The sequence below is a fragment of the Nostoc sp. LEGE 12454 genome (assembly GCF_056620565.1).
On sequence record NZ_JBWQXL010000009.1, the window covers coordinates 23972 to 50645 of the forward strand.

Here is a 26674-nt window from a genome sequence, read left to right on the forward strand (position 1 = left end):
ATTGCGATCGCAATCAAAATTACCCAAGCCCCTGGATTCATCTGGGGGTTTTCTAATTAGGGGGAAAACTTATAAAATGTATTGGCTCTTTAAAGTTTAGGATAAAATCTCGCCTCATCTCAATTCAGTCCCAGTTCTTCCTTCAATGCCTCCGGTACATTAACTGCTGTCTCTAATCCCCGCACGCCTTCCCACTGCTGCTTTTTACCCCAGATCATCTCTTCTAAATTGGCGTCGCTAAGGTCTGCACCACCCAAAATGGCATAACTGAGGTTGCTATGGCTGAGATCCGCGCCGTTGAGGATAGCACCACTGAGGTTACTGCCACTAAGGTTAGCACTGTTAAGGTTGGCATAGCTGAAGTCTGTGCCAAACAGGATAGCGTCAGTGAGGTCAGCACCACTGAGGTCAGCGTCGTTGAGAATCACGCCGCTGAGGTCGGCTTCGTTGAGAATCACCCGACTCAGGTCTACACCGCTGAGGTCGGCACCTAAGAACATTGCACCGTTAAGTCTGGCATTGTTAAGTTTGGCACCGTTAAGTTTGGCATAGCTGAGGTCTGCGGCAACCAGGATAGCATCGCTGAGGTTGGTACTGAAAAGAATTGTGTCACTGAGGTTAGTACCGTTGAGGATAGCGTGACTCAAATCAGCACCACTGAGGTCGGCGCGGCAAAGGTCGGCATGGCTAAGGCTGACGCTATTAAGGTTGGCTTCACTCAGATTTGCACCGAAAAGGATGGCGTTATTTAGGTCAGCATGGCTGAGGTTAGTGCTGCTAAGGTCGGCGCGGTTGAGGTCGGCGCGGCTAAGGTCGGCGCGGCTAAGGTTGGTATTGCTAAGGTCGGCGCGGTTGAGGTCGGCGCGGCTAAGGTTGGCACAGCTAAGGTTAGCACCGCTAAGGTTGGTGCTGCTGAGGTCGGCACCGCTGAGGTTAACACCGCTGAGGTTGGCACCGCTGAGGTTGGCATCGCCGAGGTTGGCACCGCTAAGGTTGGCACCGCTGAAGTTTACGCCAGTTAAGTTGGCATCGCCGAGATAAGCAAGACTTAGGTCAGCACCGCTAAAGTCTGCCCCGGTAAGGTTGGCATCGCCGAGGTAAGCACCCCTAAAGTTGCCGCCTTTGAGGAATTGTCCCATTATACTGCTAAAGTTGCCAATTTCCAGGGCATCGCTATAATTAATAATCCGCAGCAGTTGGGATGTGAAAAAATTGTCTGTGTCTGGTTGGGCAGATGGGTAGAAGGTGATTTTTTGTTTGAGTTCATCTTGCCCTTGGGCGTAACGGTGTAACTCTAGTAATAAAATCAGTACGTTCAGCCCTGTATATATATCTACCTGTCTCAACCCGATCGCAATATTTTGTGCCGCTAGCTTTAACTTTGTTTTCTGAGGCAGGTTATCATCTGGTGTGCCATCGATAAATTCTCCCTGACACCAGCGACGATAAAAATCTTCTAGCCGCCCAAAAAGCAATTCTGGACGAATTTTTTGACCAGTCACGACCAATTCCATTAGTTGGTTGACTACTTCAGGTTTCAGGGCAGCATTGCCCAATAAATCATAAATCTCTTCATACATCTGGCGATCGCATACTTTAAAGCAAAACCCAGTGGATAAAGTGCCCAATGTGCGATCGTCTGTCTGAGAAGTCAAACCGTTCTTTGGTACTGTCCATTTTTCTAAGCTTTTTTGCAGCCTTGGAGAGTATAAATATTCCTGCAAATTATCTTGACCTAATCTAACGCTTTTGTCTGGTTCTTTAATATTTTTTCCTAGAGGTAAAACTGCTTCAGTTTCTAGGGATGTGGTCTTTGGCATCTCTTGTAACCTTGTACCCCTCACATAATTTCTCAGCAGCTGCCAAACTTGAGATAAATATGTTGACATTTTTGTTTCCGTTGTTACATTTAAATAACTGTTTTTGATAATCCCGAATTAAAAACTTTTCTCTGCCAGTTTGCTTTGCATTCCCAACAATCAATAGTATAAATAAATACTATAGTAAAAAAATCATGAGTTGGCGATATTTAGGGTAGGCTACTTCTGATGAAATTGCCAATGGCGTTTCTGAATGGCGGCTTCTCGCTCACCTGTAGTAGCCTTAAGCTTCCTCTCATAATATAAATAAAGTGTTAACTTCAAAATTATTTCCCAGATCAACTAATTCTATGATTTAGCTAATTTGTGATACTTTTTCTCCAAGAAATTTCCCAGTCTGATGTAAAAATCATACTTACTATTTGTAGGAGATGCAATTGTTAGAAAAAATCCTACACTAAAACAGCATAACAAAGCGGAAAAATGGCAATTAAAATTTAAACTGAAAGTTTATTGCTTAATATAAAGCAGCTAAGATAATCGCCAGAGGGCAAGCTATATGGCTTTGCAAAAGTTAAAAATTAACAAGAGATAGTTATCAGGTAATGAATGCGATGAACAGATTAACCTTTTATATGATTTTGTTACATAGTTTATTTTTAGGAATAGCGACAGCTAGCGCTAAGTCACCGTTTGTTAACAATGTTGATACCGCCAAGCATATTGTTGGAGAAAATGTGGTTACAGTCAGAAGTGGAGAGAAATTCAATAGTCAGTTACCGACAGAAGCTTCTTCAACGAAAATCTCAGCCTTATCATCAAATAATATTAATATTCCTCAGAAACAGAGGCTACCGTCAAATCAAGTTTGGGTAGTTAATCAAAATAAACCCGCACAGCCTCAACCATTTATTTGGATAGTAAAAAACCTGAAACAAGCAGGTCAACAACCATTTTTACAAGTTGCAAACCCCTCAGCGAAAGCAAATACAAAGCCTAGTACTACCGCGAAACCAACAGCAAAGGATGATTTAGAGCCATTTAACGAAGTAATTAAAAACACCCAAAAATCTGGGGGATTGTTCACCCTTTATCGTAATAAAGAAAAGAATAAGATTTATCTAGAAATTAAGCCAGAACAACTTAATAAAAATTACCTAGCTACGGCAACCCTGGAATCGGGTATTGGCGAACAGGGTATTTACAGTGGTATGCCTCTGCAAGATTTTTTGTTTTATTTCAAACGGGTGGATGATAAATTACACTTTGTCATCCGCAATGTGAATTTTCGCACTCGTGAGGGAGATCCCCAGGTGCGATCGCTGACGCGATCGTTTAGTGATTCTGTTCTCTACACCATTGCCATTAAAAGCATTCATCCAGAACGCAAAACTATTCTCATTGACTTGGAAGATTTGTTACTCACAGACTTAGCTGGATTATCTGTAGGTTTAGGAGTTCCAAAAACCACAAGCCAGTCCTATTTTGGTACTGCTAAAGCCTTTCCCCAAAACTTAGAAGTCGAGTCTATTTTGAATTACTCTAGTAGCGTTGACCCCAACAGTGAAGTGACAAACTTTGGGTCGCTAGCTGACAACCGTGGCTTTACCCTCCGCGTTCACTACAGTTTCTCCCAACTACCCGATCTAGATTATCGACCGCGCCTTGCTGACGATCGCATCGGCTATTTCATCACCGCCTATCAAGATTTATCCAAAGACGACGATCGCGGCGATTCTTTTGTCCGCTACATCAATCGCTGGCATTTAGAAAAACAAGACCCGAAAGCAGTCATTTCTCACCCCAAAAAACCGATTGTTTTCTGGATTGATAACGCTGTACCCTTAGAATACCGCGATGCCATGAAAGAAGGCGTTCTCATGTGGAACAAAGCCTTTCTCAAAGCCGGATTCAAGGATGCAATTGAAGTCCGCCAAATGCCAGATGATGCTACCTGGGACCCGGCAGATATTCGTTACAACACGATTCGCTGGATCAACACAGTCGATGGCTACTTTGCGATGGGGCCATCCCGCGTTAACCCATTGACAGGGGAAATTTTGGATGCAGATATTCTCGTAGATGCTAGCTTTATCCGCGCACTCAAGGGTGAATATCGCAAAATCATCCAACCCAGCCAAACAGAAAATCGCACGACTTTATCAGCTTTGATGCAAAATCGTCTACTTTGCGCCAATGGTTTAGATGAGAAAAACAATGGTGTACCCCAGAAGATGCAAGGACAAGAGGGGTTGTTGAATCGTTTATCAAAAATGGCAGGCGAGTACGATTTATGCTATGGCATGGAAGCTGCTAACCAGTTTGCCTTTGGTTCGCTGGCGATGTCACTGCTGCCTGATACTATGGCTACTCCAGACAAGGTAAAAGAATATATTAATCAATATTTACGTTTAATTATCGCTCACGAAGTTGGACATACTCTTGGTTTACGTCATAACTTCCGTGGTAGTACACTGCTACCACCACAGGAGATGAATAATACAGAAATTACCAAAAATAAAGGTCTGACAACTTCTGTCATGGACTATATTCCCCCAAATATCGCCCCTCAAAATACAAAACAAGGAGATTATTTTCCTACTATGGTGGGGCCTTATGATGACTGGGCAATTAAGTACGGCTACACAACAATTCAGACATCAACTCCTCTAGCAGAAAAGCCAATTTTGGAGGAAATTGCTGCACAATCCTACAAGCCAGAGTTGAGTTATTCTACAGATGAAGATGTATATGACCTTGACCCCACAGCTAATGCTTGGGATAACAGCGGTAATGTGCTGCTTTATTCTCAGTGGCAATTGAATAATTCGCGGGTGATGTGGGAACGTCTGGATAAACGTTTCCCAATGGCTGGTGATAGTTATAGCGATGTCAGCGAACGTTTTAGCACAGTATTAGGTAACTATTTCCAGCAAATATATTTCACCACAAAATACATTGGCGGACAATCTTTCTATCGCATTCACCCCAGCGAGCTACCTGCCGAGAAAGTCTCTGGAGTCCCCCAACACCGTTTACCATTTGAACCAGTGCCAGTTGAAGAACAACGGCAAGCTTTAGAAACGCTGCAAAAATATGTATTTGCAGAAGACGCCCTGAGTTTTTCACCAGAATTACTGAATAAATTAGCACCTTCCCGTTGGCGACATTGGGGTAGTTCTCCACAAGTTGGTCGTTTGGATTTTCCCATTCATGACTTGGTGCTACTGATGCAGGGTTCTGTGTTGCGAGATTTACTCTCAAGCGATCGCCTCTCTCGTCTCAAGGATATTGAACTCAAAACTCCCGAAGGAAAAGCACTGACTTTACCAGAACTATTTGACACTTTGCAATCAGGTATTTGGACGGAAGTTATCCAACCAAAAGGTAAACCAATGAAAATCGCCAGTTTGCGGCGAGGCTTGCAGCGTCAATATTTGGACATTTTGACAGATATGGTATTGCGAAAAGAAAATGTTCCAGAAGATGCTCGCACTCTAGCTTGGTATAAACTAAAGCAACTTGATGAGAAACTTAAGGGTGTTAATTCTGAGGATGAATATACCAAAGCGCACTTATTAGAAACGCGCGATCGCATCGAGAAAGTCTTGAATGCACCGTTGCAAGCGAATTAAAAAATTAAGAGTGAGGAGTTAATAGTAAAATTACTAACTCCTCTTTTTCTCCTATGATTTTAGCAAAATATATTGATTATGTTGTGGGATAAAGGCTTTTTGCTTAAGTATTATTGAATTGAAATTGAGGCGGCTACATTTTTGAATTTCGATAAGCCAATATATCTAAAACTTTATTTTCTTCTGAATAAATACGGTTGTCTATTAAATTTATCATTAATATATTGAACAATTAGAGTAATATATAACCGAAAAAAAATTATTTCATGAATGCCATTTTCCTGACTTTCCAAATATTTCTTTGGAGTATACCTTTTTTCTTAGCTCTTGCTTTATCAACTCTATTAAACCTCAATCATTTTTTTGGATTTTGGTTACTATCGCCTTATGATTATCCCTTTAGTTATGTCATAGCCTTATTTATTTCACTAGTTTCCAGTATAATTTTGCTTTGGATAATTAAAAATAATAATAAAGACTATAATCCGATAATCTTAGTTTTGTTTGTATTTATAGGCTGTATATCAAGATTAAGTGTAAATACACAAATCGAATCATTTATTAGTGGTTTATTTTCCATGTCTGTTGGTCTATCGATCTTGGTTACAGGTATTTCTAAAAATGCAGTTATTTTTGAACTAATTATTTGGATAGTAAACGCAATAAACCTAATTTTTGGAACTGTAGTTTTTTATTCATATCCTCTTGTATTTATTTTAATTTGTTTTGGTTGTAAATTTCAAGTTCGCAAACCAATTAGTAGAATCAAAAGATTATTTTATGCTACTCCTGCAATATTTATAATTATATTCATTTTTTTAATAATATTTAAAACTTCTGATTACAATCCGTCTCCTGGGTTAATTATTCCAAATCAATTAAGACACTTTTGGGGAACACAACAATTTCCTAATAAATATCAAGAGGCGATAGAAAAAATTAAATCTTGTTCTGAGATCGTATCTCTAATTGGAGAAATTCAAAATGTTGCATTAGCTGAAGGAAAAAAATCGTGGAGTATGGATTTAGATGGCGATGATTGGGCAGTAATAAGTCTAGAAATAGTAGGCACAAAAGGAACTGCTATAATAAAAGGCTGCGCTCATGACGAGTTTTGCCACTATCGTATATATGAAGACCATTCAAAAAATGATGATAAAAAACTATATTATGGTCAATGTTTAGATTAATATAAATATCGCCGAAAGCATAAATATCGAAATACCACTCAATTTACCGCTATCCATTTCTCGCTCGCGCAGTTCAGCTTCCTGGGCCTAGATGAATGCAATTTTTCGATCAATTTCGCCACTTTTTCCTAAGTGCTCAAGAAGTCGAGCCAGTAGTGCAGGTTGAGAGTCTTTTGGAAGTGCCAAAAATTCAGCTTCAAGGTTTTCAAGTATCATGGTATTTAAGAGTTTTCTAGCGAAGTACTTTCATCATAGCTTTAGGATTAAGAACGGTTGGTGCTGCTGACTTACCGATAACTACTCTAATTTACTCGTGGCGATCAAAGTACCAAAACACGATATTCAGGCTCTGCGTGCTAAGTTTGATGAAATTCGGAACAACAATTGATGTGGTTGAGATAAGAGCGATCGCATCAAAATATTTTACAAATACAGCAGTTTGCAAGTAAGTGAGGTACAAAATGCAGGACTCAAAATCAGAATATACAGAGTTTCTGCCTCCTGTCTGCTGCCTCAAAACCTATAGCTTTGTACTTCATGCAAATGAAAACTGCTGTATCTTGAGTTGATTTGGCAGGATATCGAGGCAGCGCCTGCCAGGTTAGATGAAATCTGTAATCACAACCAAAGAAATTGAAGTTAGTTATGGCAATCATTACCTCAGGATAAAAACTATGTGGAGCTTAATTATATTTTTACTGATTGTACTGGGCTTCATCGCCCTCATCAAAGGTGCTACTTCATCTGGTAGAAACAGTTCCCGTAAAAGTCGTAGAAGCAATGGTAACTCTTTTAGTAACAGCGACAGTAGTTGGGATGTTGGTAATACTGGAGGAAATGATTCCAGTAATAGCTATGACTCCAGCAGTAGCAGTAGCAATGATTCTGGCAGCAGTAGCTGTGACTCCAGCAGTAGCAGTAGCAATGATTCTGGCAGTAGTAGCTGTGACTCCAGCAGTAGCAGTAGCAATGATTCTGGCAGCAGCAGTAGCTGTGACTCCAGCAGTAGCAGTAGCTTTTAGTTCGGTAACGGCTAGTAAGAGGGCGGGTAAGATTGGAGGGTCGCCCCTCCGCACTTCCCTAAGAACCGTGCATGTGGTTTGAGACTATTTTTTGGGTGTTTTTTGTCTAAGTACCACTAACTACTCAACGCTTTTAAAAATCGTTGCAAACTCTTAAACACACTGGGCTTTCTCGCAGGTGTCGCTTCTGTTGTTGTTTGCGGTTGTCCTTTTGAAACAATGAGATCCAAATCATCACCAGATGGTTTTGTGGGTAATTCGGCAATTCTTTGATATTCGCCGGCGGTTTCCAGCCAAACTTCCCACTGTCCTGGGTAGCAGCGATATAGGGCACTTTCATCGTCTATGGGGCGCACGTAATAGGCGGATTCAATGGTACTGATAAAGCGATCGCGGATTTTTCTCGCTGTATAACCAATACCCACGGTTCCAGAATCTTCTAAACGAGGATTTAACAAGACTAAGGGGCGATCGCCTATTACTTCACACAGCTTTTCCAACTGCGGCACTTCTACGGATGTCGGGGCGATGAATAAGAAAATTTCATCCTCTGGCTGAATTTTTGTCTGCAATGAAGCAGCCCTACCCGTACCAATATCCAAAATTTGAAATGGTGCATCTGCCCAATCACGTCGGGCTAGGGCCGCAGCGCCAGCGTCAGCAAAGAAAATTTTCAAACGGGAATCATAATCTGTAAATGCCGGCAGAAATTGTTCCGCTACCGGCATAAACTTCAGTTCTGGAAACAGGAGCTCAACTTGTATGCGAGTACAGCCATCTGCAAGGGCAGCTTGGACGGCTGTACGAGATTGGGCGATCGCATCTTCAAGAGTATTTGGAAGTTCACTCATAATCTGCATGGTTCTGTAGTGTCTACTTCTATTGTTTCAGTATTGGCTCTTAATTAGGACTTACGCAGATGAGATCGCCCAATCCCCTGAAAATGCAGGGCTGTTTCAATTGAGTATTCCCTTAATAATATAAATCCTCAAATATCTCCATTAAACTCAGTCGTCAGCAGGAGGATACTTAGCGCAATATTTTTTACACTAGAAAATAAACCTTATAAACAACTTAGAAACAGCGTATGCCTCTTCATAAACTTGAACATTTTGACCAAAATTATCGAGACACTTTTGGCGGAGACGATCTCAAAGCGCTGGATCTCTATACTGGCGGAGGAGACAGAGTTGGCTCAGTTGCTGACGTTTTAGTTGATGATGATGGTCATTTCCGGTATTTAATTATTGATATAAGCTTAGATTTTGTTAGCAAGAAAATCTTACTACCAATTGGTCTTTGCCGGATCAGTTATCCAGAAAGACGCGTCTATGTTGACGGGTTAAGCAGACAGCAAATAGAAGGTTTACCCGATCATACAGAAGACGCGATCTTTAATAATGATTACGAAGAAAAGGTACGTAGTGTATTTCGTTCTCCAACTAGCGGTGTGACTTACGATCGCGATACATACAATTACCAAAAAGATCCAGATTTATATGGGTTGAATGAGCAATCTCATCAAACTTTTAAACTCTATGAAGAACGATTAATTGCCAGCAAACAACGCATCAAAACCGGAGAAGTAACGGTTGGTAAGCATATTGAAACAGAAACTGTAAGCGTTACAGTACCCGTTCAAAAAGAACGAGTTCTGATTGAGCGAGTTACACCAACAGAAGCAGGAAAGGCTATAAATCCCAATGAACTTAAGTTTCAAGAAGGGGAAGTAGCACGCATAGAAGTGTACGAAGAAACGCCTGAGATACAGAAAGAAGCGTTTGTGCGTGAGGAAGTCCGGGTGAAAAAAGTAGTAGAACGGGACATTGTGGAAGCACAAGACACCATTCGTCGAGAAGAATTAGATGTTGATACTACGGGTAATTTAGATGTCCAATAATCTGGTGTTACTGCATATAAAGCTATTTAATTAGCTGGTTTATAAATTTGTTTGATAGATTTATCTAAAAATTATCATGCAGGCAAAGTTAATTTTATCTCTGCCTGTATTTTTTATGCAATAACAACATTCTCAACTTTCTAAAAAGTAGATAATCTTAACATTCAAAAAATTATATTTTGAGAAACCATCTACAGATCAAAGATACAAGATACAAAACTTTGCATTGAAAAACTTCATATATCTGGTGAACCCCGCGTACTAAAGCTAGACATATCTTTACAAGAGTCAAGTGAAATGCTCCCAATTTCATGTCTCTAGTTAGCCATATCGATCAAAATTATCTATAACTTTCGATTATTTAACCCTGGAAATAATTCATTCGGCAGAAGGATGTACAAAAATAAATAAATGTCTAGTTTAGTTATTAAGAGATTGAAAAAAAATATTTGAGGTTAAACATAATGGTTCTTTACAAACTAGAAGATTTTGAGCCTAGCTATCAAGAGAGTTTTGATGGTCATGACATTAAAGGGCTGGGTGTCTATACACAGGGAACTGATGAAAAAGTTGGTACTGTTAGCGATGTTTTAGTTGATGAAGAAGGTCATTTTCGCTATCTAGTTGTTGACTTAGGCTTCTGGATTTTTGGTAAAAAAGTATTACTACCAATTGGCCGCGCCCGTATCGACTATAACGTCGATCGCGTTTACACAATTGGTTTGACTAGAGAGCAAGCTGAAGATTTGCCTGAGTTCGATGAACGTCAAACCCTTGATTACGACTATGAAGAACGGGTGCGTGGGGTATATCGCCAACCCACAGACTACAACAACCTTCCTGTAGAAGCTGCAACACCATTAGACTCTGTAGCAGGATTAGATCCTTTAGGAACGCCTGTAGCACCATTAGGTACAACTCCCACTTACGCTCGTGATAGCTACACTTACGAAAATGAGCCTGCTTTATACGGGTTAAATGAGCAAGATCATCAAACTCTGAGATTGTATGAAGAACGGCTGATTGCCAGCAAACGACGCCAAAAAACTGGAGAAGTAACCATTGGCAAGCATGTTGAAACTGATACCGCACGGATTGCAGTGCCAGTGGAAAGAGAAAGAGTAGTAATTGAACGTGTAACTCCAGCAGATGCAGGTACGGCTGTTTCTGGGCGCGAAGCAGACTTCCGTGAAGGCGAAGTTGCTCGCATAGAAATTCATGAAGAAACTCCTGATGTTCGCAAAGAAGCATTTTTGCGTGAAGAAGTCAGAGTTAGAAAAGTAGTCGATCAAGACACAGTTGAAACTCAAGAAACTGTGCGTCGTGAAGAGTTAGATGTGAATTCTGGTAATCTTCCGATTGAAGAACGCTAACTATACATAGTCATTAGTTACTAGCTAATGACTAATAATTAATTCTACACAGTACAGGTGAAGCAGTTAAATTGGCTTTACCTGTCCTTACAATAACTGATACCACTTACAATCCTTTTCGGATAAACCCAACAATCTCTCTTTTGGTTTGGGGAAAGGTAAATTCAAATCGTTACCCTTTCCCCTTTCCCGGTTAACCGAAAAGTATTGATACCACTTAGGATTTTTGATTGCAAATATTACTCTGGATATGAGTTGGATAAATCTATCGATCGCAAAGACTTTCTAAATGGTATCCAGATGATTAATACATTTAATTTAGCTAAGTAGAAAGCAGTTAGTAAACTTTCCAGATGAATAGCCAAACTATGGCAAAAAATACTTTACAGGCAAAGGGTAATTCTCGCACTATCTCCTCGCTGGCAGATTTAAGAAAGAAGGTGAACAATTTTGCTGTGTTTGATAATCAAGGTCAGCTAGTAGGAGTAGTTCATGATTTAATTGTGGATGGTAATCGTCGGCTAAACCTGGTTATATCGAACCAGGCTAATCAAAAAACTGCTGAATATAGCCAGCAGTTAGCTGATAAACATCCTTCTTTATTTCAGTTGCAGAGCCAGAGAATAAAAAAAATAGACAAGCCGACTCAATCTGTTTTCATAGACTTAAACAAATCAGAAATTGAATATATGCCTGAATATTTAGAATCAGAGACACCAGGCGATTTTAACTCAACTGAGCAAGTAGCTAACAATCAAACGACAAATAGCCCAGTCGAGTCATTAAATAATTTAGAACAGATTCATGAAGAACAGATTATTCGTCTACTAGAAGAACGACTAGTTGTTGAAAGCAGTAAGCGTAAAGTTGGTGAAGTAATTGTTCGCAAAGTAATTGAAACTCGGATGGTACAAGTTCCTGTCCGGCGTGAAAAGCTGATTGTGGAACAAATAAGCCCCGAACACAAACAACTCGCAGAAATCGATTTAGGAGAAGGAGAAATTCCTGCCCTTGATTTGACGGAAGTAGAAAGGCTTGAAACACATGACAACAGTTTAACGGTAAGCGGCGAGTTTAGCTCACCTAAAATTGCTAATTTATTATTGAATGCGATCGCACTAGAGCGAAATAACGGCTGTAAGCAGGTGCGTGTTACCATTGCTGTTGAAGATGAGTCGCAGCAAAAAAAATACCAGGAGTGGTTTGACCGCTGTTCTAAAGGTCAATCACTAAAGCCATAACAATAAGTTTCTAGCAGATAAATTAGTAGGGTGGGCATTGCACACCCTATTTTTTTTGCTGATTTAAGAAAAGAAAGTTTAAATTTCCGCTCCCTACTGCTTAATTGTCTAGAGTGAATGTCTCTAAAGCAACTTAATTTACAATACTAAGTAGTTGCCGTTCTTTTGGCTACTTGCAATGAAATTTCGACTGAAGAGACTTTCACCCAAGAAACGACAGCGTTTGATCTCACCGATTAAGATTCAAGTTCAAAATGGAAAATTTGAGATTATAGGTATGGGTGCATGGCATTCCTACTGGCGCGATCCCTATCATCTGCTGCTAACGATTCCCTGGACTGGCTTTCTGCTGCTGATTTGTACTTTCTATATAACTATTAATGCTCTATTTGCCCTAGCTTACTTGATAGGAGGAGATTGTATTGCCAACGCCCAACCTGGCTCTTTTTTAGATGTCTTTTTCTTTAGCGTCCAAACCTTAGCTTCTATTGGCTATGGGGCAATGTATCCGAAAACAACTTACGCCAACATTATTGTCACTATTGAAGCAATGATCGGTTTGGTGGGAATTGCTGTGATGACAGGACTAGCCTTTGCTCGGTTCTCTCGACCTACAGCCCGTGTACTCTTTAGCCGTGTTGCTGTCATTACAGCTCATAATGCGATGCCGACTCTGATATTTCGCAGCGCTAATCGGCGTCGCAATATAATTTTGGAGGCGCAGATGCGAGTCTACTTAATGCGCGACGAAGTAACCTTAGAAGGACAGTTCATGCGTCGGTTCCACGATCTCAAACTGGTGAGGAACCAAACACCTAGCTTCACGTTAAGCTGGTCAGTGATGCATGTCATTGATGAGTTTAGTCCTTTGTATGGGATGACACCAGAATCGTTAACCCAGACAAATACTATACTGATTGTCTCTTTGAGTGGCATTGATGAAACGGTTGCCCAGGTTGTTCATGCCCGTCATAGCTATAGTGCAAATGAGATTTTGTGGAACAATCAATTTGTCGATATCTTTCACCACACACCCGATGGACATCGCTACATTGATTACAACCGCTTCCACGATGTTTTACCTTTAGAGTAAAGGGGTGAAATTTCTGAAAGTTACTCGGAAGTCTGATTGAGTGGTGGTTGTAAGGGTTTAACGACCACCCGGCCATTTTCAATTACAGTGCAATTTTTAACCGTGCTCTTACTGTGGTTAACTGGCACATCCTGGCACTGGTTTTGGTAGGAGATATTTTGCTCTTGTTGTTGGTTGAGGACGACAACACAACAGGCGCAGGAAGCAAAGGACATATAACTTATTTTGATCTCTATATCTATTATCTCTCTACTGATGCTGTTTGGCTGAAAAATTTGCTACTCATGTATTTTGCTCGTTCAAAGCTCCTGTCAAATTTCTGGTAAGTACTTGCTTTATTGTGCTTGTAGCCTGTTTGATATATCTAAACCAGTTCAACAGGAAAGCGGTTATAGATCCCGCCCCGCTTTCCTCCCTGCCCAAACAAGTTTAAGCAGGGTTAGATAGTGGGTTTTTCTAATGAAAAAATTTTTGAGATATCTGGGTTTAGGTTTGCTATCTACGTTCTTGACTGCTACTCCCGGTTTGGGGGCTGAACGCATTAGCTTTTATTATCCTCCCTTCGGCGAATTTTCTTTATCCGTGGACTCGCTGGAAACCTTTGCTAAAGAGGGCAAAATCGATCAAGATTTGTCATTTTATGCTAGCCGTGCGACTCCTGAACAACTTGCTCAACTGCGGGATTTACTCCAGCAGCGCTTTAATCTCACTCCTACACTAGTATCTCAAGTTACCTACTCACCGATAGGCGAGCAGTTGGTGCAACAACTGGGAAAATTACTCCTCACTGAGTCTCGAAATAATGGCTTCTATGCCATACGTGCCTCTTTAATTTTGTCTGCTGCCGATCAAAAAGAGGGGTTAACGGTTGTGAATTTACTGCGGAAATTTCCTAGCGATACTATACGGGTAAATTTCACAGAGGGATTAAGGATAGTCGATGACTTGTCGCAATTGATTAAAAGAAAAGATGAAGTTTTTGCCTCTCTGCAAAAAGAAGCGATCGCTCAAGCAGCCACTTCCAATATTGATTTCTCCCAAAAACCAGATTTGCGATCGCCAGGAAAATTCACCTGGCAGAAAAAAAGCCTGGAGTTAAATGACATTTCTCGCTCGCGCCGTCTACCTGTAGATATCTATCTGCCGTCAGCAGGTTCGCAAAACACTGGAGAATTATTCTCGCCTCCCTTTCCGCTGATTGTAATTTCTCACGGACTGGCCTCAGACCGTTCTACCTTTGTCTACCTGGCTGAACATCTAGCATCATACGGTTTTGCCGTTGCTGTACTGGAACACCCTGGTAGTAATGCCGAACGCTTTCAACAATATTTTGCGGGTTTGGCAGCGCCGCCAGATGCAGCAGAATTTATCAACCGACCCTTGGATATCAAATATCTACTCAATGAACTCCAGCGTCTAGATAAATCCGATCCCACTCTCCAGGGAAAATTCAATTTTCAGCAAGTTGGAGCGATCGGTCAATCCTTTGGTGGTTATACTGTTTTGACTTTAGCAGGAGCCAATATTAACTTTGAGCAATTGCGCCAAGATTGTAATCCCGATAATTCATCCTTTAATTTGTCGCTGTTTTTGCAGTGTCAAGCAAACGAGTTACCTCCAAAGAATTACGAACTCAAAGACGATCGCATCAAGACCATCATTGCGATTAATCCGATTGACAGTTCAGTTTTGGGTCAAGGGGAAATCAGTCAAATTAAAATTCCCGTCATGCTGGTAGCAGGTAGTCAAGATGTTTTCGCACCACCCGTATTTGAGCAAATTCGCCCCTTTACCTGGCTTTCTGACTCCAATAAGTACTTGGCTTTGATTGAAAATGCCACCCACTTTTCAGCGATCGCTGAACCTACTCCTGAAAACGATGTCTTACCTGTGCCACCTGCCTTGCTAGGCCCCGATCGTGCTGCTGTTTATTCCTATCTCAACGCCCTCAGCGTCGCTTTTTTAGAAACCCATCTCCTTAACCGTCCTGAATACCGCTCCTATTTGCAGCCTTCCTACGCCACATTTATCAGCAAAGAGCCGCTTAATCTTAGTATTTTACAGTCGTTGTCGGTAGCTCAGTTAAATCAAGTTTGGAGTGGGTCAACTCCCCAGTCTAGCAAACCATCAAATCCTCAACCTACTTCTACCCCTTATCAACCTTTGAGGCAATAGACCCCTTGCATAAATCAAAAGCCCTCACCCTAAATCCCTCCCTTTTATAAGCTACCGTGTATACACAAGTCGGAGTAAAGTAGGTGCAGAGGATTTTTGAGAAGCAAAAACTATGGATAATCCCATCTTAATTCAGGGGAAACTTGAAATTTTGCTCCCTCCCCTTCACAAGGGGAGGGTTGGCGAGGGGTGATTCAACTATTTTTGCAAGAGGTCTATTGAATAATACTAGAGTACCAGGAGTTAAGGAGAGCGATCGCATTTCCATCTCCCGTTCTAGAATATCTTTGTAGAGTTCATCTAGCTTCAAAAGGTTTATTAAAACGCTTGTTGTAGTTGTTCAGATGTTAGCGATTTAATCAAACTTAACGGTAGTGGTTGTTGACTAATTGTATTAACATAATCTGTACTCAAATAGGGAAGATAACTTGGCTGTTGAGCAACATAGTTTTCAAAAAAGGGAACACTCAAAGCTTTAACATAACGACGTGCTAAAGCCGGACTTAAACCAATTACCTGTGTAGAAATAGGTATGGTTGCATTTGGTGATTCTGCAATAGTAGAAAAGTGTGTGCCGCCATTGATAATTGCTAAAAATTTATTTGGAGTTGTTAACCAAGTGAAAGGCTGAATTTGTTCTGGTAAAGCCGGAGCAACACTATCATAACTGCCAGATACAATCATTACGGGAATTTTTATTTGGCTGAGGCTAGCTTGACCAAAAATACTGCTATCAACTGGATTAATTACAATTGCTGCTTTTATCCTTACATCAGATAAGTTGTATTTAACCTTTGGTAAATTTACTGCTAAACACTGAAGTAGAAGCGAAATATTTAACGTATTTTTCAAAGCTGGACAGTCAACTTCCAATTGTTCAAAATTAATCTTTGCACCTGCTAATGCTAATGCTGTATACCCACCAAATGATTGCCCTATTATACCAACTTGTTCTAAATTTAAACGCCCTTGAAATGCTGGATTAGACTTTGATAAACGAGTGAGTTCATCTAGTAAAAATTTAATATCTAAAGGTCTGTCAATAAGTTCTCTAGGATTGGTCACTCTATCTGCTGTACCTGATAATAATGCTTGCAGTTGTTTTGAATTACTGCCAGGATGTTCTGGAACAGCAACTACAAAACCATAAGAAGCCAGATGTTCGGCTAGATAAGCAAAACTTGTTCTGTCAGAACCAAGTCCGTGCGAGATGACAATTATCGGACGAGGAGTTTGAGCAATTGGAAGGTAAATATCGACTGGAAAAATTCGATTACGCGAGAGGTCATTAAGTGTGATAGTTTGCTTTAAGAAACGAGAAGTTCCGGTTTTTCCTAAATCCATCAATGGAACGATATTAACTGTAGAAGCAGTAGTTGTCTTTTGTTGGGATTGTTGGTTAATAAGTGCTACTGCTTTTTGAGTTTGATTAACTAAATCCTGCAAGGTTTCTGCAATTGCCAAACTCTGGTCTAAATCAATTGAAATTGCATTTGCAGGAAACTTGTGTAATACATTTAAAAGCGTAAAATCTTTTTGATCTATGGCTGACAAAATCAGTGCTGCACGAATTGCATAAAATCCTGACAATCTAGATTCTGTCTGAATAACTTTTCCCAATTTTTCTAATAATTGTTCCCCAATTGGTGTATAAAGAAACTGCGAAACTTCTATTTCATTTAAAGGAATAGGAGTTAGTAAAACTTTTCGCAGTTGAGTTAGTTCTTTTTTATTTATATAATGAGTATATCCAGCCAAATCCTCGTCTACTTTGCCTGTTCTAGCATAAGTTTCGAGCGAACTAATAGGAATAGACCTTTCTAAAAGACCGTAATTAAATTTTATGCGCTCTGCACCGAAAGCGGGGTAAGCAGTTAGTGTAGGCAGCAACCCGATACTAAAAATTCTCAAAGCCAATTTCAGCGAAACAGTTTGGAGAGCAATAAAATAAGGATGGCTGCGAACTTTTGATAGCATGGCAAAACGAATATCAATAACGAAGGGAATAATTAGAGCGAAACACTTGGCGAAAACCAAAATAGGCGATCGCATCTTTCATATTCGAGACAAAACGTTTTAGCATACCCATGCGAGTGTCGGTGACATACTCCAAAGTTAAGACAATGCGCTGTTCGTTGTCACCCAAAGGAGTAACTTTGTGGTAAAGTTTGTCACCATTGAATAGGACTAGAGTACCAGGAGTTAAGGAGAGCGATCGCGTTTGCGTCTCCCGTTCTGGAATATCTTTGTAGAGTTGATATTCCAGCTTACTGGATGAATTATCAACCAAACCAAGCAACACTGTATAGCGTTTACCGTGATAGTAAGAAGTATCGTAGTGATACTGGATATGGTCTCCAGGCTCAGTGTAATAGTACAGCGCGTAAGTATGGGGATCGGTATCAGGACAGGGAAGGAGTTTTTCTGCGGTAATTTTGTTCAGGAACTCGAAAAAGGCACTGAGTTGATAAAACTCTCCGAAAATCGGAGCAAGGCTATCTAAGCTATAGCGGCTAATACTACCGCCCTTTTTATGATTGGGAATATAGTTGCGGTTGATAGCAGGTTGCAAAGCCGGCAACAGCGCTAAGAACTTCTCAATGATGGAGTTAGGGACAAAGTTCTCCACTACCAAAAATTCATTTTGAGCTTGAAACTCAACTTGAAGTTTCTGATAATCAACGGCTGCTATAGCTTTATCAATTTCAGTTGGAAGCTCCATTGATGTCCATTGATAATTATTTATTTATTTTCTCACTGCTTCTTTATCTAGTTTGATTCAGATTGCGGGATTGTCCAAAATTGCCAAATTACCCATATAGCAAAGGTTGGCGCACCAATTGTCGCTGCCATTAATAACGGCTCTAGTCCATTCAGCAAGGGAACTATGGGAAACAAATACAGCACGTCTTCAATGTCAAAGCCGGCGAAATTTGGTTGACGGCTGGCGTCTTTACCTAAACGTTGTTCCATTTGGTTTCGCAAATGAAAGATGCAAGCAACAGACACGCCAGATACTATCCCCATCACCAACGCCCACCAACCAAATTTTCCTTCTCTAAGACCATATCCAATACACACAAACAATAGAATATGGATGATGGCGTCACTAGCAAGGTCATATTGATGTCCCCATTTGCTACTTTTCCCACTCAAACGAGCTAATTCACCGTCTGTATGATCGAGAAAGTTAGATAAAGCAAATAGCCATGCCCCAATGTTAACCCAAATGGTATCACCAACTGCAATCGCGACAGCCGCCACTAACCCTGTCACAAGTCTTACTGTGGTGAGATGATTAGGGTTTACCCAACTGTCTTTTAGAGGTCGAACTAGCCAGTAAGCAAGTTGAGCATCCCAAGGCTTTGCGATCATAGATGAACTTGGATTTAATGTGGTATTTGAATATCTCTAACACTGCAAATTACCACATCCATCTAAAGTTATAAATTTTTATTGATGAACTTTCTCGTTTTGAACGTTAGATTGGTCAGCGAATGCTTTGAACTCGACAGCATCATGACTACAGAAGAGGCGCACGCCTTTATTGCGATCGCTTGATAATGCGCGTAGCCGATCTTGATTGAGCAATCGAGCCTGACGATCCACTTCCATCATCCATTGGTAGGCGCGTAAACCTGGCGTGCAGCGTCTTTGGGCTGAGTCCATCTCGTGCCGATAAAAATAGGCATCACCTGCGTGGAGAAGCCAACCCTCTGGTGTATCAATAGCGATACCAGCATGACCCCGTGTGTGACCAACAAGCGGGATGAAGAGAATCTCCGGCGGTAGCCCGTCGAGGTTACGTACTGCTTCAAAACCGAACCAAGGTTCGCCTCCCGCCGAATAGTACTTCCAGTGCTTAACCTCATCCCACTGTTCTGGACGATAGCGCCGTCTGGCGATGAAGCCGCGCCGATCCTGGGCGGTTTCCATCTCAGTCTGCATTACGTGTACGGTTGCTTCCGGGAAATCTTCCAGACCACCGGCATGATCGAAATCGAGGTGGGTAAGCACTATATGACGCACATCCCGCGCGGAAAATCCCAACTTCTCAACTCGATCGACTGCTGTGTATTTTTTATCGAACTGGACGCCATTGAAATGAATGAAGAACGGGCTGAGGCGAGAGTAAGGCGAGTTGATATCGCGCAGTCCGAAGCCAGTATCAATCAGAACAAGTCCCTGCTCTGTCTCGATCAGCAAACAGTGACAGACGAGGTGAGCCTTCGGGCCGCGACTGAAGCCATCGAAGAGGGCCCCACCAATCGGGCACATACAGCCGCAATTGAGATGATGAATTTGCATGAATCCTCCGTTACAACTTTGACTGTCAAAGTGAGTAGGGGCGCACAGCTGTGCGCCCCTACAGATGTGCAAATAATTTGGGATAATTTATTTTTTGTCAGTCCGTTACCCCAGGCGATCGCACCCCGCTTAAAATGAGTGCTAACTGAGCATATTCGCTTGATTAGGTAGCAAATTAGTTGTTGCCTGACCCCGGCTCACTGAGCTTGCGGTGCTGTTCAGCACTGACTGTATCAGGTAAAATTTTACTAACATTCGCCAGAAGCTTCGTTTTCAGCGAACCGGCGATGATGTGATCCTTACCTGCCATCAAAGCTTCAAAACCCTGCTTGGCGACCTCAGCCGGATCGTCCTTTTGATCCGTGCCCACTTTTGTATCGTCCATACCCGCGCGGTGGAAGAAGTTGGTATCGGTGGGCCCCGGCATGAGGGCGGTGACGGTAACACCCGTATCCTTCAATTCGTTGCGTAACCCCTCTGAAAAGGAATGCACAAAGGCCTTGGAGGCAGCGTAGACTGTCTCGAACGGGCCGGGCATCAAGGCCGCAATCGACGATGTGAAAAGAATTCGACCTTTGCCAAGCTCAACCATATCCTTCACCACCCGTTTGGCGAGATGTACAGAGGACACGACATTTAGCTCGATCAGATTGAGTTCGTCCTTTAGGTCGGTTTCACGGGCGAACTCACCACCAACACCAACACCTGCATTGATGGCGATCGCATCTACTGGTCGCCCAGTCGCCTTAATCTGGTTGTAGAGTGTTTCAACACCCTCATAGCTAGCCAGATCGGCCTGCACCGTCTCAACTTTAGCACCCAGCCCCTCGAAGGCAATAGCCGCTTCGTCAATGCTCGATCCGGTGGCTGTAACTAGGAGATCGAAGCCGTTTTGAGCAAACTGTTTTGCGAGTTCATAACCGATGCCGTTAGAGGCACCTGTCACGACAGCCAGGGGTCGGGTCAATGAACTGTTCATAACCATCTAAAATTCCTATGTAACTGCTCCACACTCGCTTGCGATGGTTTTATCGCTACCAAATAATTCGCATGGACTGTGGGCTTTCAACCCTTACAATCATAGGCAGGTGGCAGTGCGATCGCGTCTTTCCAAGGAAGTATCGCGAGTGTATCTTCAAGGTTACTTTTTTACAGTTCTGTATATACCTCTAACAGACTTTCAGCCTCTCAAAACTTGTTTTAATTGTTACCTTAGCTACGAACTTTCGTAACAATTTTTTGGGAATAAAACGAAGCCGATTCTTCATTTTTGGCACAATCTTGGGCAAACTTAATTAAATGATGTCCGACAAGTCCAACGTGAACCAAATTTTCAATGTTACCTGCTTTTAGCGCTGGTTTGGCCATTTTCCAGAAAGTCTGACGATAGTTACTAAATAAGCCTATCCGCACCAAAATATTAGTTAAATAAGTTAAACCCTTGCGAATATTAGCCGCAGAAGTCCGAGAGGGGCTGTTAGGTACTTCGATGCGATTTGGATAGGTGTGTTCCATATTGTAGGCAAATCGCTGATATAAAAATTCTGGCTCATAAGCAGTTGTAATGCAGCGCCGCCACATCTCAATAACTTGCTCGTAGGGCATCAAAAATTCAACATTTGATTCCCGGCTTTCATCAAAGAGAAGTCGCCCTTCTGCTTCTAATCTTCGCCATAATGGAGTTCTCGGTAATGCATGAAGCAGGTTAATTGTCAACATGGGAATTTGCGATGCCCGAATAAATTCGATTATTCGGTCTGCTGTTTCTGGTGTATCTGTATCTAACCCGATGATGATTCCTGATACTACTTCCATGCCATAACTATTTAAAACCTGAATCGCTTTTAAGATTGGCATACTCAGATTTTGGTCTTTGGAAATCGCATGGAGGGCATTTGGTTCTGGTGTTTCGATACCGCAAAAGATTGTGCAGAAATAAGCTTCGCGCATCATTTCCAGCAGCTTTGGACTTTGGGCTAAATTCAGCGTTGCTTCACAGGCAAACTGGATGGGATAACCATTGCGTTTTTGCCAGTCAATCAGATGCGGAAGTAACTTCATGGCGGCGCGGCGATCGCCAACAAAGTTATCATCGACAAAATACACTGCTCCCAAATTGCCAGATTGTCGCATTGCATCTAACTCGGCGACTACTTGCTCTGGTGTTTTCATCCGAGGACTGTTGCCATAGAGTTCGGGAATATCACAAAACTCGCAGTGATAAGGGCAGCCACTAGAAAACTGCACATTTGCTAGGAAATAATCATTGATATTCAGCAAATGATAAGCTGGGGTGGGGAACTCTGTTAGGGGTAAACGTTCCTTGGTTTCAAAGCGAATTTGTTGTTGCGGACGTTGAGAGTTTTGGTCTAGATATTCGATCATGCGATCGCTAGCATCTCCCAATTCGCCCAAGTGTAAAATGTCAAAATCAGGATAATATTCTGGACACCCAGACACCGAAGGGCCGCCGACAACGGTAATTTTCCCGGCTCGATGGGCAAGTTCGTTAATTTGATTAATCTGTGGTTTTTGGATATGCATTCCACTCACAATCACCACATCAGCCCATTGATAATCAGCCCGCGTTGCCGATTTGACATTCTCATCAATAAACCGCACTTCCCATTGTTTAGGTAAGTAGGCAGCCACAATTAAAATACCTTGGGGTGGCATAAAAGCCCGGACATTACCCATAAGTGGGTAAGCGTGATGAAAAGTACCAAAAGAACGGCTGTACTTGGGAAAAATACACAGAATGCGTCGATGGTGCAAAGGAACGTAGCGGGTTCCTTGAGTCACAGAAGCGGTTTTGGAATCGGCCGCTAGATTAATTTGGTTCTCTAAAGACTTCAAATTCACAGTCATCGCAAATTTCACCCTGGAAAACTGAGCAGGTAATTTGACAGTTTCTTGACAGAATTAGCTGTAATTCCAACTAGCTTACCAAAGAAAGGCAGAAGGCAGAAGGAATTATAAATGTATTTTTGCTTAAAACAAAGTCCTAGCGATTATAAATCGCCCAATCTTACCTTCAGTAAATCGCAAAGTTTTTTTCAAACTAAACAATTAATAACTTCCTCAAGGGTTTCTGAATCGGTTAGGGCCAGTTATTTTGGTGAAGTCAAGAGTAATTATTAGGATGGGCGTAAATTCCTTATAATTTCATTTTTTGAAACTCTTTTCCAGAATATAAGTTTTATTAAAAACTTACGTGTTATTTAGAACTAAGATGTACGGTGAATTGAATTTAAAAAGCAGCAGCAAATTCCTTTGCAAAATCTTCCAACTTTACTTTGCCCATAGCAATTGGCTTATGCAGTTCATAATCCTGCCGCGATGCGCCGCTGTGAATGCTGGTGCCCATTTCAACAAAGTTGGCCGCAATATGTGCTGGCATTCCACTCTCTTCCAAACCGCCTTGTGTTTGCTCATCGGTGAAGATTACCCATTTTAAATCCGGCTTGCCAATGGCGGCGCCTAAGATGTGAGCGGTTTCGTTAGCCGTATGCTCGTCACTTACCACATACCGCACTTGCTTGTCGGTAGCAGCTGTTTCTATCTCTTCCGCAGCGGCGGCGGCAATATCTCTTGGGGCAACCATTACAAGCTTGTCGTCGCCACCATAGTTTGCGCCAATAAAGCCCAGCCCTTTTATCATATCTACAAAGTTGTAGAGATTGTAGTAGAAGTAACCAGGGCGCAGATGCGTAATGGCTACGTTTGACAGCTCATTCAAAATGCCTTCGACATCGTGAGAACCGAGGATGAATCCGGTGCCCTTATCTAAATTCGCGCCCATACTGCTGAGATGAACCACACGCTTTACGCCCGACTGTTGAATGGCTTGTGCATAGTTGCTACCAGTTATTTGGTAATACTCTCTTGGATCGGGCACGGTATAGTTTGGCGGCACCATAGCATACACGGCATCGGCACCAGTAAATGTGGACACTAGGAAATCAACGTCTTCCAGTGAGCCGATGGCAGCGGTGGCGCCCAAAGCTTCAATGTCTTTTTGCTTTTCCGGCTTGCTGCTGATAACCGTAACCGTATGACCTTTTTGCACTAACTCCTTTGTCAGTGGCTTGCTGATGTTTCCTAACGAACCTGTTACTATAACTTTCATAAATATTTCGTTTTTGTTTGTGAGGGTTTCTGAATTGGTTAGTGCTATTTGTTTTGGTGAAGTTAATGGTAATTATTAGGATGGGCGTAGATTCCTTAGAGGATGTCTGAAAAGTTTTTTTGTATACACGTAGCCTTTGGAGATCCCCCTAAATCCCCCTTAAAAAGGGGGACTTTAAGACTCTTATTCCCCCTTTTTTAAGGGGGGTTAGGGGGGATCGACAAATATTTGATACTTCTCAGACATCCTCTTATAATTTCATTTTTTGAAACTCTTTTCAAGAATATAAGTTTTATTAGTTTAGGTATTATTTAGAACTAATATGTACGGGGAATTGAATTGGCGTAGGCGTAGCCTTTGAGAAAAACTTTGCGATTTACTGACCTTGTGCCTGATTCATGGTGATATTTGAAGGGGTGTTTAACTGGTAAAATATAAAATCTAGCCTAGCAATGCAAATTTAATTGGTTGGCAAACAACTATTATGGAAATCGCGCATGGGACATAAAAAGAGAGATTTTCATTTTTTGTTGTATCCAACTGGGTATAGGCATTCGTCATGAATTTGATTTACTTTCTTTTGCGTTCTTCGTGGGGGATGGTAGCGATCGCGATCGCTACTGGATTTTTGAGTGGCGGTAGTAGTGCTGGTTTGATTGCCTTAATTAGTCATGCTGCAAGTAGCGGTGGTGCTTCTCGCCTCACATCGATAATTTGGGGTTTTGCGGGGCTGGCTATAGTTGCACTAATTACCAGTATCGTTTCTCAAGTGATGCTGATTCGTCTTTCTCAGAATGCAGTCTTGCAATTACGGATGCGTTTGAGTCGCCAGATTCTCGCTTCCGAATTGAGTCATCTGGAACGCTTAGGGAATCCTCGATTATTGGCTACTTTAACAGAAGATATTCAGGCGGTGGCTAATGCTGTTTATCAGATGCCTTTTATCTTTATTAATTTAGCGATCGTCTTGGGTTGTATAACCTATATAACCTGGCTCTCTTGGTTAGTATTGTTGATGGTATGTGGGATTTCAGTAGTTGCGATCGCTAGTTGTCAGTGGCTACTTAACAGAGGCGGTAAATTACTTACTCTAGCTCGTGAAGATGAAGATCATCTATTTAAACATTTTCGCACCATTACCGAAGGAGTCAAGGAACTTAAACTAAATTACAAGCGGCGTGAAGACTTTTTAGAAGAGAAACTACAATCAACTGCCAACGAGTTCCGTCATCACAACGTTAATGGTCTAAGCCTTTTTGCCATAACTTCAAGTTGGGGTCAACTCATATTCTTTTTTGCTCTCGGTTTTGTACTGTTTGTCCTGCCTAATCTGCTTATTATCAATCCCGAAACTCTTTCTGGTTACATTTTGACCTTTACTTACTTGGTGTTACCAATGGATAACATCATCAGTAAACTTCCTCTATTAAGCAAAGCTAGCATTGCTTTACAAAAAATCGAATCATTAGGTTTATCTCTAGCTAGTCGAACTGAAAAATCCACTGTTCCACCTGCTCTGAAATCTGACTGGCACAGATTAAAATTTCAAAGTGTCACCCACATTTACTACACAGAGCAAGAAGACAATAGCTTTATTTTTGGCCCCGTCGATCTAACGCTTTATCCTCAAGAATTAGTTTTCATTGTCGGCGGTAATGGTAGCGGTAAATCTACATTAGCCAAACTAATTACTGGACTTTATATCCCAGAAAACGGCGAAATCTGGTTTGATGACGAGTTAATTAACGAAGAGAATCGAGAATGGTATCGCCAGCATTTTTCCGTGGTTTTTTCCGACTTTTATTTATTTGAAGAACTTTTAGGATTAAAAAATTCTCACTTGGATGCTCAAGCCAGAAAATATTTACAAAAACTGCAACTAGACCATAAAGTGAAAGTTGAAAATGGACAAATTTCTACCACTGCTCTTTCTCAAGGACAACGAAAACGGCTAGCTTTACTCACAGCTTACTTGGAAGATCGACCAATTTATCTATTTGATGAGTGGGCAGCCGATCAAGATCCAGTATTCAAAGAAATATTCTACACTCAACTTCTCCCAGAATTGCGATCGCAGGGTAAAACAGTGCTGGTAATTAGCCATGACGATCGCTATTTTCATTTAGCAGACCGAATTATCAAACTTGACTATGGCAAAATAGAGTACGATAAAACTTAATCTGGCAAAACAATTCATAATTATTAAAAGAATATTTGGAGTTTGATTAAATAAAACTAATGTCTGAACAAAAGCCTATAAATCCTTGGAACTACAAACCTTGGTGGTGTCAACCTTGGTCTATAGTTCTCACAGGTGTAACACTGATTGGTAGTAGCTGGTTACTATTTAAAACTATCTGGCTAACAGTTCTCGTTTCCATCCCAATAGGAACGTGGATGGTATTTTTTGTGTTGTTTTGGCCACAACTAATGATTCGCAGTGGAATTTTGGAGTCGTATAAAGAGTAGTTTAAGCTTAATGTAATGCTGAAAATTAGTCTAGGTAGAGAAAATTATTCCACTGCGTTAGAGATTTAGCATCTCAGATCGCGTGCAGCTAATTTATTAGGACTTACGCAAAAATTGCTGAAAAGCTTAATTTATCGAACCGCCAAGACGCCAAGAGCGCCGAGAATTCGTAGAGTGTGCGTAAGTCCTATTTATAATTCCCGAATCTATCCAAAAACCTCAAAAACCCCTTCTATCTAACCCTCTGGGATCTTAACGATAACTCTTTAACCGGGCATCGGCTTATCTCTGCATAGGCGTGCAGAGATGAGCAAAACTG

Annotated in this window: 21 protein-coding genes; 11 read left to right on the forward strand and 10 right to left on the reverse strand. The window is 41.4% G+C overall.

What is annotated here, in order from left to right:
• Positions 1-119 precede the first annotated feature (119 nt).
• Positions 120-1889, reverse strand: coding sequence for a pentapeptide repeat-containing protein (locus tag AC1F2U_RS12200; RefSeq protein ID WP_480261346.1), 1770 nt, complete (start codon positions 1887-1889; stop codon positions 120-122).
• Between the two features lie 545 nt (positions 1890-2434).
• Here AC1F2U_RS12200 and AC1F2U_RS12205 point away from each other — a divergent pair.
• The 3 genes from AC1F2U_RS12205 (at position 2435) to AC1F2U_RS12215 (ending at position 7749) form a co-directional block, all read left to right on the forward strand.
• Entirely contained in the window at positions 2435-5455 is a 3021-nt protein-coding gene (locus AC1F2U_RS12205; RefSeq protein WP_480261347.1) for a zinc-dependent metalloprotease, read from the forward strand.
• Positions 5456-5721: 266 nt separating this feature from the next.
• A complete protein-coding gene (locus tag AC1F2U_RS12210) occupies positions 5722-6645 on the forward strand; it encodes a hypothetical protein (RefSeq protein WP_480261348.1) in 924 nt (307 codons plus the stop codon).
• Positions 6646-7377: 732 nt separating this feature from the next.
• Positions 7378-7749 (forward strand): hypothetical protein, encoded by a 372-nt coding sequence (locus tag AC1F2U_RS12215; RefSeq protein ID WP_480261349.1) that lies wholly within the window; start codon positions 7378-7380, stop codon positions 7747-7749.
• A 34-nt stretch (positions 7750-7783) separates the two neighbouring features.
• Here AC1F2U_RS12215 and AC1F2U_RS12220 read toward each other — a convergent pair whose 3' ends face one another.
• Entirely contained in the window at positions 7784-8518 is a 735-nt protein-coding gene (locus AC1F2U_RS12220) for a DUF1995 family protein (protein ID WP_480261350.1), read from the reverse strand.
• 236 nt (positions 8519-8754) lie between these two features.
• Between AC1F2U_RS12220 and AC1F2U_RS12225 the strand changes: the two genes are divergently transcribed.
• The 5 genes from AC1F2U_RS12225 to AC1F2U_RS12245 all read left to right on the forward strand — a co-directional run bounded on the left by AC1F2U_RS12225 (position 8755) and on the right by AC1F2U_RS12245 (position 15449).
• A complete protein-coding gene (locus tag AC1F2U_RS12225; RefSeq protein ID WP_480261351.1) occupies positions 8755-9567 on the forward strand; it encodes a DUF2382 domain-containing protein in 813 nt (270 codons plus the stop codon).
• 464 nt (positions 9568-10031) lie between these two features.
• A complete protein-coding gene (locus AC1F2U_RS12230; RefSeq protein ID WP_480261352.1) occupies positions 10032-10940 on the forward strand; it encodes a DUF2382 domain-containing protein in 909 nt (302 codons plus the stop codon).
• Positions 10941-11308: 368 nt separating this feature from the next.
• Positions 11309-12181 (forward strand): YsnF/AvaK domain-containing protein, encoded by an 873-nt coding sequence (locus AC1F2U_RS12235; RefSeq protein WP_480261353.1) that lies wholly within the window; start codon positions 11309-11311, stop codon positions 12179-12181.
• Positions 12182-12359: 178 nt separating this feature from the next.
• The gene (locus AC1F2U_RS12240) at positions 12360-13274 is read left to right on the forward strand and encodes an ion channel (protein WP_480261354.1); all 915 of its coding nucleotides are present in this window, start codon (positions 12360-12362) and stop codon (positions 13272-13274) included.
• A 459-nt stretch (positions 13275-13733) separates the two neighbouring features.
• Positions 13734-15449: an alpha/beta hydrolase gene (locus AC1F2U_RS12245; RefSeq protein ID WP_480261355.1), complete on the forward strand. Its 1716-nt coding sequence runs from the start codon at positions 13734-13736 to the stop codon at positions 15447-15449.
• Positions 15450-15576: 127 nt separating this feature from the next.
• On the opposite strand, the gene AC1F2U_RS12250 is transcribed toward AC1F2U_RS12245, so the two are convergent.
• The 5 genes from AC1F2U_RS12250 to AC1F2U_RS12270 form a co-directional block, all read right to left on the reverse strand.
• Positions 15577-15759 (reverse strand): hypothetical protein, encoded by a 183-nt coding sequence (locus AC1F2U_RS12250; RefSeq protein ID WP_480261356.1) that lies wholly within the window; start codon positions 15757-15759, stop codon positions 15577-15579.
• 8 nt (positions 15760-15767) lie between these two features.
• Entirely contained in the window at positions 15768-17501 is a 1734-nt protein-coding gene (locus tag AC1F2U_RS12255; protein WP_480261357.1) for an alpha/beta hydrolase, read from the reverse strand.
• Positions 17440-18171, reverse strand: coding sequence for a 2OG-Fe(II) oxygenase (locus AC1F2U_RS12260; protein WP_480261358.1), 732 nt, complete (start codon positions 18169-18171; stop codon positions 17440-17442). The genes AC1F2U_RS12255 and AC1F2U_RS12260 overlap by 62 nt, the downstream gene beginning before the upstream one ends.
• A 47-nt stretch (positions 18172-18218) precedes the next feature.
• The gene (locus AC1F2U_RS12265) at positions 18219-18824 is read right to left on the reverse strand and encodes a CDP-alcohol phosphatidyltransferase family protein (protein WP_480261359.1); all 606 of its coding nucleotides are present in this window, start codon (positions 18822-18824) and stop codon (positions 18219-18221) included.
• Between the two features lie 78 nt (positions 18825-18902).
• Complete coding sequence (locus tag AC1F2U_RS12270; protein WP_480261360.1) at positions 18903-19757, reverse strand: MBL fold metallo-hydrolase; 855 nt, start codon at positions 19755-19757, stop codon at positions 18903-18905.
• On the opposite strand from AC1F2U_RS12270, the gene AC1F2U_RS12275 reads away from it, so the two are divergent.
• The gene (locus AC1F2U_RS12275) at positions 19743-19895 is read left to right on the forward strand and encodes a hypothetical protein (RefSeq protein WP_480261361.1); all 153 of its coding nucleotides are present in this window, start codon (positions 19743-19745) and stop codon (positions 19893-19895) included. The two genes, AC1F2U_RS12270 and AC1F2U_RS12275, sit on opposite strands and share 15 nt — an antisense overlap.
• A 37-nt stretch (positions 19896-19932) precedes the next feature.
• On the opposite strand, the gene AC1F2U_RS12280 is transcribed toward AC1F2U_RS12275, so the two are convergent.
• From AC1F2U_RS12280 to AC1F2U_RS12290, 3 genes are all read right to left on the reverse strand, one after another.
• On the reverse strand, positions 19933-20736 hold the full coding sequence (locus AC1F2U_RS12280; protein ID WP_480261362.1) for an SDR family NAD(P)-dependent oxidoreductase: 804 nt from the start codon (positions 20734-20736) through the stop codon (positions 19933-19935).
• 233 nt (positions 20737-20969) lie between these two features.
• Complete coding sequence (locus tag AC1F2U_RS12285; RefSeq protein WP_480261363.1) at positions 20970-22625, reverse strand: B12-binding domain-containing radical SAM protein; 1656 nt, start codon at positions 22623-22625, stop codon at positions 20970-20972.
• A gap of 382 nt (positions 22626-23007) precedes the next feature.
• Positions 23008-23886 carry an NmrA family NAD(P)-binding protein gene (locus tag AC1F2U_RS12290; protein WP_480261364.1) on the reverse strand — a complete coding sequence of 293 codons (879 nt, stop codon included), beginning with the start codon at positions 23884-23886 and terminating at the stop codon, positions 23008-23010.
• Positions 23887-24445: 559 nt separating this feature from the next.
• On the opposite strand from AC1F2U_RS12290, the gene AC1F2U_RS12295 reads away from it, so the two are divergent.
• Positions 24446-26065, forward strand: coding sequence for a cyclic peptide export ABC transporter (locus tag AC1F2U_RS12295; protein ID WP_480261365.1), 1620 nt, complete (start codon positions 24446-24448; stop codon positions 26063-26065).
• A 59-nt stretch (positions 26066-26124) separates the two neighbouring features.
• The gene (locus tag AC1F2U_RS12300) at positions 26125-26355 is read left to right on the forward strand and encodes a DUF6737 family protein (RefSeq protein ID WP_480261366.1); all 231 of its coding nucleotides are present in this window, start codon (positions 26125-26127) and stop codon (positions 26353-26355) included.
• Positions 26356-26674: the final 319 nt, after the last annotated feature.